The sequence below is a fragment of the Levilactobacillus yiduensis genome (assembly GCF_024718525.1).
Lineage (GTDB): Bacteria > Bacillota > Bacilli > Lactobacillales > Lactobacillaceae > Levilactobacillus > Levilactobacillus yiduensis.
In genome coordinates this window covers 26,506-42,965 of the sequence record NZ_JAMXAZ010000004.1, presented here as the reverse complement: position 1 = coordinate 42,965, position 16,460 = coordinate 26,506, and the positions used below count along the sequence as shown (strand labels likewise).

At 52.4% G+C, this 16,460-nt stretch carries 17 protein-coding genes; 12 read left to right on the top strand and 5 right to left on the bottom strand.

What is annotated here, in order from left to right; all coding sequences use genetic code 11:
- Nucleotides 1-8 precede the first annotated feature (8 nt).
- Both NGM66_RS03465 and NGM66_RS03460 read right to left on the bottom strand, forming a co-directional pair.
- Entirely contained in the window at nucleotides 9-710 is a 702-nt protein-coding gene (locus tag NGM66_RS03465) for an ABC transporter ATP-binding protein (protein ID WP_208907481.1), read from the bottom strand.
- A gap of 595 nt (nucleotides 711-1,305) precedes the next feature.
- Entirely contained in the window at nucleotides 1,306-1,695 is a 390-nt protein-coding gene (locus NGM66_RS03460) for a DUF2255 family protein (RefSeq protein WP_208907482.1), read from the bottom strand.
- Between the two features lie 395 nt (nucleotides 1,696-2,090).
- On the opposite strand from NGM66_RS03460, the gene NGM66_RS03455 reads away from it, so the two are divergent.
- The 3 genes from NGM66_RS03455 (at nucleotide 2,091) to NGM66_RS03445 (ending at nucleotide 5,074) form a co-directional block, all read left to right on the top strand.
- Nucleotides 2,091-2,936, top strand: coding sequence for an aldo/keto reductase (locus NGM66_RS03455; RefSeq protein ID WP_208907483.1), 846 nt, complete (start codon nucleotides 2,091-2,093; stop codon nucleotides 2,934-2,936).
- Between the two features lie 388 nt (nucleotides 2,937-3,324).
- Nucleotides 3,325-4,338, top strand: coding sequence for an alpha/beta hydrolase (locus NGM66_RS03450; protein WP_258115389.1), 1,014 nt, complete (start codon nucleotides 3,325-3,327; stop codon nucleotides 4,336-4,338).
- A gap of 151 nt (nucleotides 4,339-4,489) precedes the next feature.
- The gene (locus NGM66_RS03445) at nucleotides 4,490-5,074 is read left to right on the top strand and encodes a sugar O-acetyltransferase (protein ID WP_208907484.1); all 585 of its coding nucleotides are present in this window, start codon (nucleotides 4,490-4,492) and stop codon (nucleotides 5,072-5,074) included.
- Between the two features lie 338 nt (nucleotides 5,075-5,412).
- Here NGM66_RS03445 and NGM66_RS03440 read toward each other — a convergent pair whose 3' ends face one another.
- Nucleotides 5,413-6,291, bottom strand: coding sequence for a LysR family transcriptional regulator (locus tag NGM66_RS03440; RefSeq protein ID WP_258115388.1), 879 nt, complete (start codon nucleotides 6,289-6,291; stop codon nucleotides 5,413-5,415).
- A 112-nt stretch (nucleotides 6,292-6,403) separates the two neighbouring features.
- Between NGM66_RS03440 and NGM66_RS03435 the strand changes: the two genes are divergently transcribed.
- The 9 genes from NGM66_RS03435 (at nucleotide 6,404) to NGM66_RS03395 (ending at nucleotide 13,387) form a co-directional block, all read left to right on the top strand.
- A complete protein-coding gene (locus NGM66_RS03435) occupies nucleotides 6,404-6,772 on the top strand; it encodes a DUF2255 family protein (protein WP_209279992.1) in 369 nt (122 codons plus the stop codon).
- A 50-nt stretch (nucleotides 6,773-6,822) separates the two neighbouring features.
- Nucleotides 6,823-7,188 carry a MerR family transcriptional regulator gene (locus NGM66_RS03430; RefSeq protein WP_208907487.1) on the top strand — a complete coding sequence of 122 codons (366 nt, stop codon included), beginning with the start codon at nucleotides 6,823-6,825 and terminating at the stop codon, nucleotides 7,186-7,188.
- Nucleotides 7,175-8,026 carry an aldo/keto reductase gene (locus tag NGM66_RS03425; protein ID WP_208907488.1) on the top strand — a complete coding sequence of 284 codons (852 nt, stop codon included), beginning with the start codon at nucleotides 7,175-7,177 and terminating at the stop codon, nucleotides 8,024-8,026. The genes NGM66_RS03430 and NGM66_RS03425 overlap by 14 nt, the downstream gene beginning before the upstream one ends.
- Nucleotides 8,027-8,124: 98 nt before the next feature.
- Complete coding sequence (locus tag NGM66_RS03420) at nucleotides 8,125-8,766, top strand: SDR family oxidoreductase (RefSeq protein ID WP_208907489.1); 642 nt, start codon at nucleotides 8,125-8,127, stop codon at nucleotides 8,764-8,766.
- Between the two features lie 11 nt (nucleotides 8,767-8,777).
- Complete coding sequence (locus NGM66_RS03415) at nucleotides 8,778-9,698, top strand: amidohydrolase family protein (RefSeq protein WP_208907490.1); 921 nt, start codon at nucleotides 8,778-8,780, stop codon at nucleotides 9,696-9,698.
- A 2-nt stretch (nucleotides 9,699-9,700) separates the two neighbouring features.
- Nucleotides 9,701-10,708: an aldo/keto reductase gene (locus NGM66_RS03410; RefSeq protein ID WP_208907491.1), complete on the top strand. Its 1,008-nt coding sequence runs from the start codon at nucleotides 9,701-9,703 to the stop codon at nucleotides 10,706-10,708.
- Between the two features lie 781 nt (nucleotides 10,709-11,489).
- The gene (locus tag NGM66_RS03405) at nucleotides 11,490-12,425 is read left to right on the top strand and encodes an aldo/keto reductase (protein WP_208907492.1); all 936 of its coding nucleotides are present in this window, start codon (nucleotides 11,490-11,492) and stop codon (nucleotides 12,423-12,425) included.
- Between the two features lie 249 nt (nucleotides 12,426-12,674).
- Nucleotides 12,675-12,956, top strand: coding sequence for a type II toxin-antitoxin system Phd/YefM family antitoxin (locus NGM66_RS03400; RefSeq protein WP_258115387.1), 282 nt, complete (start codon nucleotides 12,675-12,677; stop codon nucleotides 12,954-12,956).
- Between the two features lie 95 nt (nucleotides 12,957-13,051).
- Nucleotides 13,052-13,387, top strand: coding sequence for a helix-turn-helix transcriptional regulator (locus NGM66_RS03395; RefSeq protein ID WP_208907494.1), 336 nt, complete (start codon nucleotides 13,052-13,054; stop codon nucleotides 13,385-13,387).
- A 546-nt stretch (nucleotides 13,388-13,933) separates the two neighbouring features.
- Here NGM66_RS03395 and NGM66_RS03390 read toward each other — a convergent pair.
- Together NGM66_RS03390 and NGM66_RS03385 are read right to left on the bottom strand one after the other, a co-directional pair.
- A complete protein-coding gene (locus NGM66_RS03390) occupies nucleotides 13,934-15,664 on the bottom strand; it encodes a hypothetical protein (RefSeq protein ID WP_208907495.1) in 1,731 nt (576 codons plus the stop codon).
- A 134-nt stretch (nucleotides 15,665-15,798) separates the two neighbouring features.
- On the bottom strand, nucleotides 15,799-16,335 hold the full coding sequence (locus NGM66_RS03385) for a L,D-transpeptidase (protein ID WP_258115386.1): 537 nt from the start codon (nucleotides 16,333-16,335) through the stop codon (nucleotides 15,799-15,801).
- Between the last annotated feature and the right edge of the window lie 125 nt (nucleotides 16,336-16,460).

The following is a 16,460-nucleotide window of genomic DNA, read 5'->3' as shown; positions in this document are numbered from 1 at the left end:
GGTCACACCTACCATTCAATGTCGGCGATGGGCGTCGGCTGCGGATTCTGCTGGATCGATTGGACCTGGGCGTCGTTGATATGGATAATCTGGTCGCCCATCTTGGCAATTGCGCCGTTGTGGGTCACGATGATGACCGTCATATCGGTCTGCCGAGCGCCATCTTGGATGACTTGCAGGACCTGCTTACCGGTCTGATAATCCAGAGCGCCGGTCGGTTCATCGCACAGCAACAGCTTAGGATTTTTAGCAATCGCACGGGCAATCGCCACCCGTTGTTGTTCACCACCCGAGAGCTGAGCGGGGAAATTGTTGGCGCGTTCAGCTAAGCCGACTAGCCGCAACGTTTCGTCCACGTCACGGGCGTCGCGAGTGATCTGCGATGCCAGTTCCACGTTTTCGCGAGCGGTCAGGTTCGGAACCAGATTGTAGAATTGAAAAATGAAGCCGACGTCCTGGCGCCGATACGTGGTGAGCTGTTTAGCAGTGAACTGGGCGATGTCGGTGCCGTCGATCAGCACCTGCCCGCTGGTGGGATTGTCCATACCGCCTAGAATGTTGAGCAGCGTGGATTTGCCGGCGCCGCTGGGACCGAGGATCGTGATGATTTGTCCACGGTCCACGCTAAAGGAGATGTCGTGATTGGCGATGGTCTCCTGGTCGCCTTGCTTGAATTTACGTGTTTCGTTTTTGACTTCGATGTAGGCCATGTGCAGGTCTCCTGTTCTGATAGATTAAAGTTGCGGTTGAAAGGCTCGTACTGACGACTAATATTAGTGAAACCAGATGCCTCCGCCAGCCAGCAGTTCCGCCTGCTATGGGGAACGGTTCCAGACTGAGGAGCGGTCTTCCACCTCGCTTGAAAGCCTGGCAAAATTCGCCAGGCTCTCAAGTTGTCCCACCCAGTAACCTGGCCCAAAACGCCAGCTAACTGGGTCGACACAGCTAGCTGCACTGCCGGCTGGCTCCCGGCGGATTGGTGCTTGTCAGTGGCTGTGATGTAGATCAACGTTGAGCATCCAACCGTTGCCGAGTATTAAACCGATTGATGGACAATCATCTCTGTAGCCGAGAGTCCGCCAGCTCAGACCGTGTCACGGTACATAGCAAAAACTTCTAGTTGATTTCGACCTTTCAACCGTTAATTAAAGATACTTTAATTGTAGGCGGAAACCAGCTTCAACACAATGGTAATCGGTTACATGAGCTGACGGATACCTGGTAAACTACGGTCGACGCAAAAAAACACGCAACAACTAAGCGGCGTGGGGACGTGCTCAGTTGTTGCGTGTTTGGTTGTGCTATCTAGCGAGGCAGCACGTGAAGCGTAGCGTAGGTTGGGCCTGCGGAAATCATCTTCGGCAGGGAGTTTTGACCATCGTACTTGGCCTTGTAGGCTGCGGTGATCTTGGCGTCGAGTTCAGCGGAGTGGTTGATCGTTTCAAACCGGGCCGCGAAAGCTTGGTCGCCCACGCTGATTTCACCAGCGTTTTGGGCAGTAGCGGCCATGAACCACTTGGTTTGGTCGCCGTTCCAGCCGCGAGAATAAACATTGCCGTCCACAACGACTTCCCAAACAGGGGATTCCTCTTCAAAGGTCGTCATGTCTGGGTTGTATGGCTTCATGGTCAGGGTCTTGTTGTTTAAGAAGTTATCTAATTGTGCGGTTGTCCATTGTGTTTTAGTTGTATCCATAATTTAAATTCCTCCAGTTGTTCGTCGAGTTCAGGTCATCGGTCATCATCCGCGCCTGCGAGAACGCGGGAACTTTTTTGTGTTTGCCACTTACGATTAGTAAGTATATGCCGATTAAATATAATTGCAAATATCCAACTGGCTTAAAATGGCAAATGGCAATGGAATTTCCTGGCTAATTCGCTAATAGTAACGGTGGTAGATTGCCGGTATGACAGCGTTATTCGATGTTTATCCGGTGATTAGTGAATAGTCAGAAAAATATTTTAAATAAATTAACTGATTAGGTGATAAATTTGCTAAAAATGGCGAAAAAAGTTTGGATTTCCCCTTGCCTTAGTCCTACACGAAGGGGCTATACTCAGACCCATAAGCCATGAAGGAGGAATTGTATTATGCCAACAATTACAGATACGTTTACCTTAAACAACGGTCTCAAGATGCCTAAGGTCGGGTTCGGGACCTGGCAAACGCGCCCAGGCAAAGAAACCGTTGACGCCGTCAGCAATGCCTTGAAGGCGGGTTACCGGTTCATCGATACCGCTAAGGCCTACCAAAATGAACAGAGCGTCGGCGAGGCCATTGCCGCTAGTGACGTGGCGCGTGCAGACATTTTTGTGCAAACGAAGCTGCCCGCTGAGTCCAAGACTTACGATGAAGCGATGGCTGACTTTGACAGTAGTTTAGCTGCATTGAACCTCGATTATGTGGATTCTTATATTATTCATGCGCCATGGCCATGGGCCCAAATGGGTTCTAACCATGATGCAGAAAACCGTGACGTTTGGCGCGCCATGCAAGATATTTACAACAGCGGTCGGGCCAAGGCAATTGGGGTATCCAACTTCAATTCGCACGATTTGGAAAACCTGTTAACTTGGGATGGTTTAACGGTCAAGCCAGCGGTCGACCAGATTCAATACTACGTGGGCCACACGCAAGACTCTATCGTTAAGACGGCGGAAGACAACCAAATCGTGGTTCAAGCCTACTCACCACTGGCAACCGGTGGCTTGGTAGACAGCCCAGAACTGGAACGTGTCGCTGGCAATTACGGCGTCTCGATTCCACAACTGGCACTGCGGTTCGTCATTCAAAATGGCGTGGCCCCACTACCAAAGGCCCGTGCTATGAGCCACGTAGAAGCCAACGCCCAATTGGACTTCGAAATCAACGACAAGGACATGGCCTTCTTGAACCGATTAACGGATGAAAACAGTTGGCATCCGGTTGGCGACTAGAGGAAAAGAGTGTGGAGCGAGCCGGTTAGACTCTGAGCATTAACGTCGCTAAGGAAATCCCCCTGGGTTTGGGGAGCTTCCATAGTTGGGTTAAGCGCAGGAGTCTGGCTCGCGGAACACGTTTCAGAGACTGCAAGTTTCCGGATATATTGGGGAAGACCGGCCCCACGTCTCAAACCAGCAACACTTAAACCACTAACATACAGACAAACAACTTAACTAATCCAGAAAGTAGGTTCGCCACTCCCCCGTAGTGAACCTGCTTTTTGCATACCATTTATCCTGTTATAACCGATAGTTATACTACCGTATACAAACTAGGTCCTGGTATTTACCCAATAAGCGTGTAAACTAAGATTGAATTTAAAGATGATAGGAGGAAATAATGATGCGTAAAGAAGCAAATCCTGTTTATCCAGCCGGTCAAGCGAATGTGGCCCACCGTAATCCCCAATTGCCAACGGGTGACCAGTCACAGGGTGCGGATAATTGGTATACCAGTTCACAGGTCGTCCAAACGCCGGTGACGTTTAAAAATCTCTACAACATGGATTTGGCAGGCAATCTGTTTGTCCCTAAGAATCTGGACGAAACGGTGACGCATCCCGCGATTATCGTGGGTGCTCCCAATGGTGCCGTTAAAGAGCAATCGGCCAATCTCTATGCCACCAAGTTAGCCGAAGCTGGCTTCATCACCTTGTCATTTGACCAAGTCTTCTGGGGCGACAGTGCCGGTAGCCCGCGTAACGCCATGGCACCGGACCTGTACTCTGATAGCTTTTCTGCAGGGGCAGACTATCTGACGACCCTGGCTACGGTAGACGACACTAAGATTGGGGTGTTAGGCATCTGTGCTTCCGGAAGCTTTGCGCTGAATCAAGCGAAGGTGGATACTCGGTTGAAAGCCATTGCCACCGTCAGCTTGACCGACATGGGGGCAGTTGCCCGCGGCATGCGCGACGCCATGGGTGACCATACGATGGTTGATCAGGCGGCAACGCAACGGACGAAGGAAATGGCTGGTGCCGATCCGCTGTATACCAGTGGGACGCCAGAAGAAATTGGACCAGATTCCGACGCATTTTCTAAAGAATTCTATGACTTCTACCGCACACAGCGGGGAGCTGGTAATACCACGACTCAGCCAACACTGACGAGTTTTGTGAAATTGCTCAATTTCTATTCGCTGAGTGATATTGAAACGGTTGCGCCCCGGCCACTCCTGTTTATCGCCGGTGAGGACGCCATTTCACTCGGTTTCAGTAAGGATGCTTACACGGCTGCGGCGGAACCAAAGGAATTGTACCAGGTACCCTACGCCGGCCACGTGGATTTGTATGACCGGACAGAACTTATCCCGTTTGCCAAATTAACAACCTTTTTCACGGATAATTTGTCCTGATAGTGTTAAGAGATGGCGATTGGGCTATCTCTTTTTTTACGAACATCTATGTTTAAAACGCATATAAATCTATTTATAATAAGTATTTGCTATAGCAACAACTGACCACTATACTGACCCTTAACGAATTCACCAACGGAGGTAAGAGCATATGACAGAACCAACAATTTTCCAACGCGCCTTGGCCGGCCAGCCGCTAGACTTTACGGGTGCTGACTTTCAAGAAATCGACCGCACCGTTCAACGGACACAAGAACTTTTGAAACGCTTCAACAATCAGGACCAAACGCCAGAGCAGCGACGGACCACGCTCAGTCAGGTCGTGGGTTACGAGGTACCAGCCTCAGCGGAAATCAACGCCCCGCTACACAGCGATTTTGGTCCGCATATTTTCATTGGCGAGGATGTTTACATCAATCAAGACGTGATGTTTACTGACTTGGGGGGCATCTACCTGGGGCGTGGCGCCTTGATTGGCCCGCGGGCAACGCTGATCACCGTCAACCATTTGGAAGACCCGGCGCATCGACGCGACGTTCAGGCCAAGGCCATCCACATTAAGGACAATGCCTGGATCGGTGCCGGGGCCATGATCTTGCCCGGCGTCACGGTCGGTCAAAACGCCATCGTGGGAGCCGGGGCCATCGTCACCAAAGACGTCCCCGCCAACACGGTGGTCGTCGGCTCACCAGCCCGGGTGTTGCGGCGAATCAAGGGCGCACCGGCAGCTGATTAGTAAAATTAGATGCAGTCAAAACAGACAGACCATTTTCGTGTTGAGAAGGGTCTGCCTGTTTTTAGTGAGTTATTTAAAATTGAAATGTCACCACGCTATGGGACGGCGGTACGACGTCAGATGCTGACAATCAACACAAACTAGCCGAGAGTGAAGTGAAATCTAGGCTCAGCCGGGGAATTTTGTAGTGAACTTTGCTACTAAATTGGTGACTTTGAGACGTGGTTTTCGGCTCAAAGCAAGGTTCGAGACCGATTTTTGGCTCGGACCGTCCTTCCCCAGCGTTCCAGCTTAGAATTTCACGTAACGGTAAGGCGGCTAGCAAAAACAACGTTGCCTCAATCAGTCGGCGCCAGTTCCCAGCGCACTTGGTCCAACAGCGCCTGAGCCGCCGCGGAAAGTCGTTGACCCTTCAGCCAGACCAGGCTGGACCCCGAAGAAATCCGTGGTTCCAGGGGCACGAAGGTCAGGTCGGACTGGTTGGTGTTGATGATACCATCAAGTCCCAGCGCGTTGCCGACCCCCGCGGATACCAGTAGTGACGCGTTGTACAGCAGGTTATAGGTGGCGACGACGGTCAGTTCATCGCTAGTGAAGCCGAACAGATCGTGAATCCGTTTGTCGCCGCCCTGTTGGGGCAAAATCAAGCGAGAGCTGGCCACGTCCGCCAGACTGACCGTGGCTTGCTGCGCCAATGGTGAGCTATTTTGGACCAACAGCCCCCAGCGACTTTCTCCAGGTAGCCGGCAGAAATCATAGTCGGACTTGTCGATGGGTTCCATGACCACGCCGAAGTCAAAGACGCCGGCCATCAGCTCGCGGTGAATATCGGCAGCGTCCATGCTGACCAGGTGAATGCTGACGTGGGGGTGCTGGGTATTGAGGTGACCGATGGCTTGGGCGACCGTCAACATGCTGCGGGCCTCGGCACTGCCGATATAGACGGACCCGCTGATGTCGGCTTCTTGATGAATGTTGGCCAGCGTCTTGTCTGTGAGCGATAGGATCTGCTTGGCTTGGTGCGCGAAATATTCGCCATCCGCGGTCAGCTGAATGGTGCGGTTGCCGCGGACGAACAGGGTAGTGTCCAGTTCTTCTTCCAAGTCCTTGAGTTGTCGCGACACGGTCGGCTGTGACACGTGGAGCCGCTCGGCCGCCTGGCTAATATTTTGTTCCTGCACGACCATCAAAAAGTAGCGTAAGACCCGTAATTCCATGGCACTCATCTCCTATAACTAATTTGTATACGTTTTGATTTAATATAAGCATTAGACAGATGAAATGTCAAGCCGTAAGATGGGTCTTGTAAAGAAAAGAGGAGGGCGACACATGAAGAATTGGACGCCACAACAGTTACAACGATTCGCGGTCGCCGATGACCTGCGGATTTCCCCATTTTATAGTGATGGCAAGACTTACGGGACGCCAACCTGGATCTGGTCGGTGGTCGTCGCTGATCGCCTGTACGTGCGGGCGTGGCACGGGACGCGGTCGTCTTGGTATCGCTCCGCCGTGCAGCAACGGGCCGGGCGCATTTATCTGGATGGCCAAAACTTCTCGGTAACGTTTGCCCCAGCAACGGATCAAACGGCCCAAGTCGACGCGGCCTATCGCCAAAAATACGGTCAGAGCGCGTACTTATTACCGATGATTCAGGCCGGCCCGCAAGCCGCCACCGTTGAAATTTTTCCGCGTTAAGTCTTGCGGTCACAGTTATTGTTTCCAGTGCGTTGACAGGAGGTCGTTCCGTGAAAATCAATGAAGCAGCAAAGCAATTACACACCAGCGCCTGGACGTTACGGTATTACGAAGAGATTGGCGTCTTGGCGCCAGTCGCCCGTATCAGTGGCATGCGCGACTATCAATCCGCTGATCTGGCCCGAATTCGTGAGATCCTGGATTTGCGGGCGTGCGGCGTGACGCTGGAAGAAATCAAACATTTCTTGCAACTGGAAACGACCGCCAATTCGACGGCGGCCCAGCGCACACTACTGACGGGACAGGCTGATGAGTTGCGCACGCAAATTACCGAGTTAGAAGCGACGTTGGCTCGGTTGGAAACGAAGATTGAGACATTACCAGTAAAGGAGTTCGTTAGCAATGGCACAAATTAAATTAAACAATGGGTTGATGATGCCGCTACAGGGTTACGGCGTTTTCCAAATCCCTGATCAGCAGCAGTGTGAACGAGCTGTCTTGGATGCTTTGGCGACGGGCTACCGGTTGATTGATACCGCCGCGGCGTACGGTAACGAAGGCGCAGTTGGCCGGGCCATTCAGCGCAGTAACGTTGACCGTGCCGACCTGTTTATTTCGTCCAAAGTCTGGATTCAAGACGCCGGGTATGACCAAACACTGGCATCCTTCAACCGGACATTAGCCAATCTCCAGACGGATTACCTGGACTTGTACCTGATTCACATGCCGTATGGCGATTATCAGGGCAGTTGGCGGGCCATGGAAGACCTGTATGCGGCCGGCAAAATTAAGGCCATCGGCGTCTGCAATTTCGAAGCGGACCGGTTATTAGACTTGATTTTGAGCAATCACGTGGTACCAGCAGTCGACCAGATGGAGACCCATCCATTCACCCAACAAAAGGCGTTACGGTCGGTGCTACAACAGTATGGTATCAAGTTGATGGCCTGGGCGCCATTTGCGGAAGGCCAACGGGGACTGTTCACGCAGCCCGTTCTCAAGGCCATTGGTGACCAGTACGGCAAGACACCGGCCCAGGTTACCTTGCGCTGGCTGTTACAAAATGACATCGTGGCGATTCCCAAGTCAGTCCACGCGGACCGGATGGCGCAGAATTTTGCCATCAACGATTTTACGCTTAGCCCGGCAGACATGGTTCAAATTGCAACATTGGACACAGAACAGCCTGTTATCCTGCAGATTCGGGCACTTCCCGAGGTCTTTCGGCTGCATGGCATGACGATTACGCAGTAACGCGGCAGTTGATAGAATCAGTATCCATGATGCTTCATCACCCTTATGATGAAGCTAGGCAAGCGGGCAATCTAGCCCAAAATTAGGAGGAAAAACCAATGACAAAAATTTTAATTCTCGGTGCACACGGTGCCATGGCACAATTACTCACGCAACGGTTGTTAAATGAAACAAGGGACACGCTGGTCTTGTTCTTGCGCAATGCGGCGCGGCTCAACCAGTACGCGGATGATCCGCGGGTGACACTGGTCGATGGGGATGTCCACGACACGGCGGCAGTGGCTGAAGCCATGGCTGGTGTTGATGTGGTTTACTCCAACCTGGGTGGTGAGGACCTCGACGTGCAGACCCAAAGCGTGGTCGATGCCATGCAGCAGGCGCACCAAACACGTTTGATCTACATCAGTTCCTTGGGCGCTCACCACGAGGTTCCGGGAAAATTTGGCGAATGGAACGAACGCATGATTGGCGCGTACCTGCCGGCTTTCCGGAAGACCAGCGAGTTGGTTGAAAAGTCTGGACTAACCTATACTGAGATTCGCCCAGCCTGGTTGACGGACAACGACGAGGTCGACTACGAAGTCACCACGCTGGCCGACGGTTTCAAGGGCACCGAAGTCTCACGACAAAGTGTGGCCGACTTCGCCTTGAAGGTCATCAACGACCCCAGCACCTATCAAAACACCAGCGTCGGTCTGGACAAGGCCGGGACTGACGGCGACCAACCCAGCTGGTATTAAGGAGCGCAACGATGACAGTGATCGATGTTTTCGCCCACATCTTACCGCCGAAGTTTTTGGCACAGATGCAGGCACTAAATCCCCAGATTTTGGATCAATTTCCTTATATGAAAAATGCCTTACTGACAGATTTGGACCAGCATAAAGCCAGTCTACCAGCCGACCACCAACAGGTCTTATCGGCGGTCAACCTGAATCCGGAAGACTTCTTTGAACCGGACCAAGCGGCCGAGCTGTGCCGCAGTGCCAACGCCGAATTGGCCGCCATTGTGCGGGCCAACCGCGATGTCTTTCCGGCAGGCGTGGCAATGTTACCAATGAACAACGTGCCAGCCGCCCTGCAGATCATTGACGAGCAGGTCGCCGGCAGTGACGCGTTGGTCGGTGTCCAGCTGTTCACCCGAGCTAAGGGTGAGTCGATCGCCGCACCAGTCTATCGACCGATTTTTGCCAAACTGGCCGAGGTCGGGGCACCCATTTGGCTCCACCCCGTCTTTGACGACCGCAAGCCTGACAACAACCTGAGTTTCAGCTGGGAATACGAGTTGACGCAGGCCATGGACGGCATCGTGGCGGCGGGCTATTTCCGCCAATTCCCGCAACTCAAGGTGATCGTCCACCACGCCGGGGCAATGATTCCGTTCTTCAGTCAGCGGATTAAGTACATTCAGTCGGCGGAAAACTACGCGGACTTTCAGAAATTTTACGTGGACACCGCCATTTTGGGCAATCCACAAGCGCTGGACCTGGCCGCCGATTTCTTTGGCCGCGACCACGTCTTGTTCGGCACGGATTCGCCGTTTGGCATTCCACCAGTCGGCCCAACCGCCGTGATTGAAGATGCGGTCCAACACATGGCGGTGTCGCCAGCGGAACGACAACAGATTTTCAGTGGTAATTGGCTGCGACTCAGTGGCCAGAAAGAAGCTTAGATATGGAATACACGAAGTTAGGACATACAGGCTTAGACGTTTCCCGGCTGTGCTTGGGCACGATGGGCTTTGGCAACGCGTCGACGGGGATGTTTCCCTGGGCGGTCGACGAGGCCAAGAGTACAGCGGTCATCAAGCAAGCATTGGACTTGGGCATCAACTTTTTTGACACGGCCAACATTTACTCTCGCGGTGACAGCGAACGGTTCGTGGGCCAGGCACTGAAACGCTTGGCGCATCGCGACCAAATCGTGTTGGCGACCAAGGTGTTCTTCACCCCAGAACAGGCGCCTAACGTGGCTGGGTTGTCGCGCAAGGCCATCCTGTCGCAAATCGACCAGAGCCTGGAACGCCTCCAAACGGATTACGTGGACCTGTACATCATCCACCGCTGGGACTATCACACGCCAATCGAGGAAACCATGGAAGCCCTGCATGACGTGGTGAAGTCCGGCAAGGCCCGCTACATTGGGGCGTCAGCGATGTTTGCCTGGCAATTTGAAAAGGCTCAAGCGGTTGCGGAACAACATGGCTGGACCAAGTTTGTGTCGATGCAAAATCACCTGAACCTCTTGTACCGCGAGGAAGAACGGGAAATGTTGCCGCTGTGCGCGGACCAAGACATTGCGGTGACACCTTACAGCCCGTTGGCATCCGGTCGTTTGACCCGTGACTGGGCCGGCGAGACCAAACGCTACGCTACCGACGACGTTGCCCGTTCTAAGTACGACGACAGCAAGCAACTGGACCTGCCGATCATCCAACGGGTTGGTGAGATTGCTGACAAATACGGCGTGGACCGCGTGCAAGTCGCTTTGGCCTGGCTGCTACAAAAGCCAACCGTCACGGCGCCCATCATCGGCGCCACCAAGACCAGTCACCTGACGGGTGCGGTCAAGGCGTTGGACCTGAAGCTCACACCAGAAGACGTCCACTACCTGGAAGACCCGTACCTGCCACACGAACTGGTGGGACCACTGACTTCTGATCAAATGAATTATCAACGTTAACTAAAAATTAGTTTTCGAATACAAGTTGGTCCGTGCTGGCCGCCTTACCGTTCGCCAAATTTGGACCGTGACGCTGTGGGAAGGACCGGTCGAAGCCAAAGGGCGGTCTTCAACCTCGCTTCGAGCCGAAAGTCACGTCTCGAAGACGCCCGTTTCCAAGCAGTTCACTTGCAAACGCCCACGGCTGAGTCCAAATTTAGCTCACTCTCGGCTAGGTAGTCGATTACCCACTAATGTTCATAATCACTGTCGGTTGGGTATTATCAGGTGTCTTTGCACTTGTTTTAAAATAGTCATGTGAAGCTTGGACCAGAAGGCGGTTAGTTGCCTTTTGGTCCAAGCTTTTCGGCTAATATAACTGCGAGTTGGCTCTGACGCGTTAGTGCTTGTCGTAACCGTACGTTTTTTAAAGGCCAGTAATAAAGCCAGCTAGCACTAAGGGCCAAACCAGTTGGTGGTTTACGATTACCCAAGTAGCCGGGAGTCCGCCAAATATGGGTTCAGCCGTGGGAGTTTCCTTAGCGGCGCAGTTCGTGCCGCTAAGGAAACTGGCGTCTTTGAGACGCGGTTTTCGGCTCAAAGGCGAGGTGTCGAGACCGTACTATGGCTCGACCCGTCCGCCCACAGCGTTCCGACCCATATTTGGCGAACGGTAGGCGGCCAGCACGGATAGTGCAACCGTTTGGCTTGGTATGATGGCTCAGTAAGACAATCTGGTCGCCAGAGTTGTGTCACCTCAGGTGGTATGCTAGTGTGAAGGCCAGAAAGGGGTTTTCACAGAATGACAGAACCGAAAATTGCTTTAGGAACCTGGGCGTGGGGCGACACCGCGTCCGATAGATATTTTGGTGATACATTATCTGCTGCGAGCCTGAAGCCCGTGGTGACGGCGGGGATGGCAAACGGCTTTACCCTGTGGGATACGGCCTATGCGTACGGTCAGGGGACTTCGGAGAACCTGGTCGGCGAACTATTGGCGGATTATCCGCGAGATAGCTATCAACTGTCGACGAAATTCACGCCGCGGATGGCTGGCGATGGCGACCATGAAATGGCTGATATGTTGGCCGGGAGTCTGCGGCGGTTACGGACGGACCACGTGGATATTTACTGGATTCACAATCCGGACGACGTGGAAAAGTGGACGCCGGAACTGATTCCGCTAGTCCAAAGCGGCAAGGTCAAGCGCGTTGGTGTGTCCAATCATAATCTGGCACAGATCAAGCGGGCCAATGAAATTTTGGGTGAAGCAGGGATTCAGGTCTCGGCCGTCCAAAACCATTTCAGCCTGTTGTACCGGTCTTCAGAACGGGCAGGCATCATTGATTATTGCCGGGAGCACCACATCACGTTTTACGCGTACATGGTCCTGGAACAGGGTGCACTGACGGGACATTATGACGTGGACCACCCATTGCCAGCCGGCAGTGAGCGGGCCAAGGTCTACAACGCCGCCTTGCCACAATTGACCAGTCTGACCGCGGCCATGAAGGCGATTGGTGAGCGGCAAAACGCCTCGATTGCGGAGGTCGCCACTGCTTATGCCTTAGCCAAGGGGACGACCCCAATCATTGGCGTCACCAAGGAAAAGTACATTGCGAGTGAATTGCGGGCAGAAAAGGTCACCTTAACACCGGCTGAAATCAGCCAGCTGGAGGACTTGGCGGCCGCAACGCACGTGGATACCAAGGGCTTCTGGGAAGCACCGATGGTTTAGGTTAAAAATAAGGCTCAGCTGGCACTGTCCATGTCGGCTGAGTCTTTTTATTTGGATTTCTAGACGAACACCGGCTAGAATCGTTGTCACCATGCGGTTCATGGTGTTCAAATTAGTCATTTATAGCTTTGTAGTAGAAACTGGCGCCAAATATGGGTCGGAACGTGGTGGGCGGACCGAGCCTGAAAAGCGGTCTCGGTTTCGCTTTGAGTTATAATAATCTCATATTGAGAAGGGTGGTAGCCATTCATGGTAACAACTGCAACCAATATTACGGACGCTCAGAAAAACCTTAAAAGTCTAACAGATGATGTTATTGATTATAATGAATATGTGATTATTACCAAACCCCAAAATAGAAATGTCGTATTAATGTCAGAATCAGAGTTTCGGTCTTGGCAAGAGACCTTATATATTTTAGATTCTGATGAAAATCGTCAAGCGCTTGATCAGTCGATTGACCAGATGAGTAGTGGTAACTTTAAAACCTTATCATTTGAGGATTGGCGGCAATCTATAGATGAAAAATGAAAAGACGCAGTGTACCAGGTTAGTCGTCCGCATTCGTAGCTAATCCAACGAAATCATGATTATTCATATTGTTCAAAATTAAGGAGTTGAATGCTATGTTACATCGTGAAAACAAAATTAGGCAGTATCATACCAGTTCAGCTGCTGACCTGATGAAGGAAACCATGGAATTTTACCAGATTACGCAAACCGACTTAGCCGATCGACTCGGGGTAAGCCAGAAAAATATTTCTGATATTCTCAAACGCAAACGATTTATCAACGAGGTGCTTGCACTGCGAATTGAAACCGTGATGGGAATCTCGAGCCAACTGCTGTTAAACTTGGATGTGAATTTTAAGCTGCATCAGGCTAAGCAACTGGCTGATGAAGACCAGGCGCAGCATCATTCAGATAAATTTCTCAAACGCTATGATTGGGTCACGGCGTAAAATCAATAATGTAGACGAAAAGACTCAGTGGACCAGGTTAATTGTCCACTGGGTCTTTTCATTTCGTGATAATCAAATGTTGAAAGTAGACTTAAAGCATTGATTCCCAGAACGACGGCGCTCTGTCCACTAAAATTGGTGAAACCAGAAACCTGCATCAGCCAAGATTCCGCCTGCTATAGAGAACACCTGCAGCTTGGAAAGTTGTCTTCTAGATGGGTCCATCCCTGGTAGTCTCTGGCAAGTTAACTGTTGCCAAGGGTTAAGCCAATTATTGTTGGTAAGCACTCCTGTAGCCGAGAGTTCGCCAAATGTGGGTTCAGCCGCGGCCGAGACCGCTTCCCAGGCTCGGTCCGGTCCGCCCACAGCGACACGACCCATATTTGGCGGACGGTAGGCGGCTAGGTCCCGCTATGAAGCTGTAACCGACTAATCCTAACGCCATGAAGGGTATAAGCAAAATTCGTAGCTAATCCAACGAAAGATGACCGTAATTGTCAATTAAGGGTGACAAATCGCCGTTGGATTTCGTTAGTAACAGTAGGACTACTTAAACGTCTTGTTCTCAAACGTCTGAACAGTTCCCGTCTTAGCTTGCTTGTTCACGTTGGCGGTCAGCTTCACATCGTCACCTGCCTGTAGGAGCGCGGCCTTGGGGTAATCCCCAGTGCCGACCGACCAGAGGTAATCGTTACCCTTGATTGCGAAGAGCACGCTTTGGCTACTGCCGTTGGGAACGACGGCGACACGGGAAACGATGCCGCGGACCTTGGTCAACTTAGTAGCGGTCGAACTAGCCGTAGAACCGGCGGCCGCTAATTGTACGCGGTATTGGTCGAGCGCCTGAGCGGCCGTGGTGGCGTAAGCCTTGACGCTTTGGTCAGCCGCCTTGATGTAGGCGTAGCTCCGGAAAGCCCCAGTGGAGTCGAGTAGCGAGACTACCCAAGTCGGCGTGCCATCGATGTTATACATGATCGGCATCGTCGCCGACCATTTCTGCGCAACATATTCTTTTTCGGCAATCTTCTTGGCCCCGTCACTGTCCATGACCCCGATATTTTTACCGGTGTAATACGTCAGGGTCCCCGTCCGCGCGTTGATCATGGAGTAACCCATGGTCGAGTCGGCGCTAGTCTTGGGCGAGGTGAAGTCGTTGAAGTACGAAATGTTGCCGTGTTTATCTGCGACAGGGGTGACGCCATCTTCTGTCCCGTTGCTGTTGGGAAGCTTGACGCCGGTCTTGTTGAAGTAGGCGTTGAAGAAGCCGTTACCGTAACGGCCGAAGATCTCGTTCATTTCCGCGGCAGTCGATGACGCGATGGATTCGTTGATAAACGCCGGGGCGCCGGCGGCCGTGTACAGCTTGGTGGCCCCCGTCTTGGCGTTTAGCACGACCACGTGCAGACTGCGATAGTTGATCCGTTTGGAAACGCCGCGCGCCTTGTAGACGGTCTGGATGAAGAACGGTTCACCCTGGTCGTTGACCTCTAATTGTGGTTGACCTTCTTGGACCCAGCTGGGGAAGCGGTTGTAAATGACCCGTTGAGCGTCGTCGAATAGGTAAGCGCTCGGTGTGTATTTCATCGCTTGTTTGACGAAATGCGGTTCGGCGTTGACGTTAGTGGCGTCGATGATGAAGTATCCCGGCGTCACGCGCGCCCGTTGCCAACGCCAAAAGCCGTCGAACTCGACCGGTGCGATGTAGACGGTCTTGCCCTTGACCACCTGCGTCTGGAGATCGCCCAACTTGTAGTAAGACGTGTTGGGCACGGTGCTCATGGCCTTGTTCATCTTGTTGCGGACGGTCTTCGGCGAGATGGCGATGGGCGTGCTGGCCTTATCCAGCAGTGGCGCGGTTTTGACCGTTTTGATGCGCAAGGAATTGTAGACGGCCTTGACGCCAAAGCGCGTTTGTAGCGACCCAAATAGGCCCAGCACCACTAAGACAGCCAGGACACCGACGGCTAATTTAGTGCCAAAATTGATGCGCGGCAGGTGAAAACTAAAGGGCACGTTGCCCCGTCGTTCAACCTCGACCTTAGCTTGGGGGCTGTTGAAGGCCAGTAACGGCAGGTAGAAAATGCCGTAGATCAGGTTCATCCCAATCAGGCTGGCCGGTGTCTTGCTGGGAAGGGAACTGAAGACGATGCCTAACGCTACCAGGTAAAAGATGGCGTAGGTGCCGACCAGTAACCGCCAGCGCTCGGGCCGTTGGATGCAGGCCAGCACGGTCATGCCCAGCGCGGTCAAGGTACCGAATAATGCAACTAAAAGCATAGAATAACTCCTTTATGTAGTTGGCTGAGAGTTGAAGCGATACCTCTAGTTTACCGTAGTTGGTGGGTTGGGGATAGGGGAAACCCAAAAAACGCGCTCCCATCAGCTGATGGCAACGCGATTAATTGTAAATTTTAGTGAATCACAACTTTCATCCCAGCAGGCACGTGGCTGTAAATCCAATGTGCATCGGCAACGGATAAGCGCACGCAGCCGTGGCTGGCGCGTTTGCCTAACTTGTGGGCTTCGCTGACAATGTACTTGCCGTGAGCATTGACGGGGACGGAGTGGAACAGGTAGGTGCCCCAGTACTTGAAGGACGTCCAGTAGTTGGCACCTTCTTTAGACCCGGCGTTGTAAAAATGCGTGCCGCGGTTTTGGATGTGATAAGTCCCGGTTGGGGTTGGGGATGATTTCTTCCCAGTCGAGCAGACCATGGTGTAGAGCGTCTTGTGCTTACTGGTCTTGATGTACACGCGCTGTTTGGCGATGGACACCTTGATGTAAGCGTGCTTGTGTTTCTTTAAATTCGGGTAAGCCTTGGTCTCAGACGGTTGCTTCCAAGTAGGCGTCGTCGCCTTGGCATTAGCCGTGGTGGCAGTCAAAACGACCCCACCCGTCAGACTGAGCACGGCGAGTAATGCGGCTAAGAATAATTTTAGGTGCTTCACAGTGAATTCCTCCTTGTAGAATACACTCATTATTCTATAAGTCTGGAATCGGGCTGTCAACAGGTGAAATGACCAATGTGAATAACAGTTGTGATGATGAAGCTTGCGAGCCAAAAAAGGCTAAT

Coding starts and splice junctions, on each gene's coding strand:
- NGM66_RS03435 (WP_209279992.1), top strand. CDS start 6,404: ATGAAGAATTGGACGCCACAACAGTTACAACGATTCGCGGTCGCCGAT.
- NGM66_RS03415 (WP_208907490.1), top strand. CDS start 8,778: ATGACAGTGATCGATGTTTTCGCCCACATCTTACCGCCGAAGTTTTTG.
- NGM66_RS03450 (WP_258115389.1), top strand. CDS start 3,325: ATGCGTAAAGAAGCAAATCCTGTTTATCCAGCCGGTCAAGCGAATGTG.
- NGM66_RS03455 (WP_208907483.1), top strand. CDS start 2,091: ATGCCAACAATTACAGATACGTTTACCTTAAACAACGGTCTCAAGATG.
- NGM66_RS03445 (WP_208907484.1), top strand. CDS start 4,490: ATGACAGAACCAACAATTTTCCAACGCGCCTTGGCCGGCCAGCCGCTA.
- NGM66_RS03420 (WP_208907489.1), top strand. CDS start 8,125: ATGACAAAAATTTTAATTCTCGGTGCACACGGTGCCATGGCACAATTA.
- NGM66_RS03400 (WP_258115387.1), top strand. CDS start 12,675: ATGGTAACAACTGCAACCAATATTACGGACGCTCAGAAAAACCTTAAA.
- NGM66_RS03405 (WP_208907492.1), top strand. CDS start 11,490: ATGACAGAACCGAAAATTGCTTTAGGAACCTGGGCGTGGGGCGACACC.
- NGM66_RS03395 (WP_208907494.1), top strand. CDS start 13,052: ATGTTACATCGTGAAAACAAAATTAGGCAGTATCATACCAGTTCAGCT.
- NGM66_RS03390 (WP_208907495.1), bottom strand. CDS start 15,664: ATGCTTTTAGTTGCATTATTCGGTACCTTGACCGCGCTGGGCATGACC.
- NGM66_RS03465 (WP_208907481.1), bottom strand. CDS start 710: ATGGCCTACATCGAAGTCAAAAACGAAACACGTAAATTCAAGCAAGGC.
- NGM66_RS03410 (WP_208907491.1), top strand. CDS start 9,701: ATGGAATACACGAAGTTAGGACATACAGGCTTAGACGTTTCCCGGCTG.
- NGM66_RS03460 (WP_208907482.1), bottom strand. CDS start 1,695: ATGGATACAACTAAAACACAATGGACAACCGCACAATTAGATAACTTC.
- NGM66_RS03425 (WP_208907488.1), top strand. CDS start 7,175: ATGGCACAAATTAAATTAAACAATGGGTTGATGATGCCGCTACAGGGT.
- NGM66_RS03440 (WP_258115388.1), bottom strand. CDS start 6,291: ATGGAATTACGGGTCTTACGCTACTTTTTGATGGTCGTGCAGGAACAA.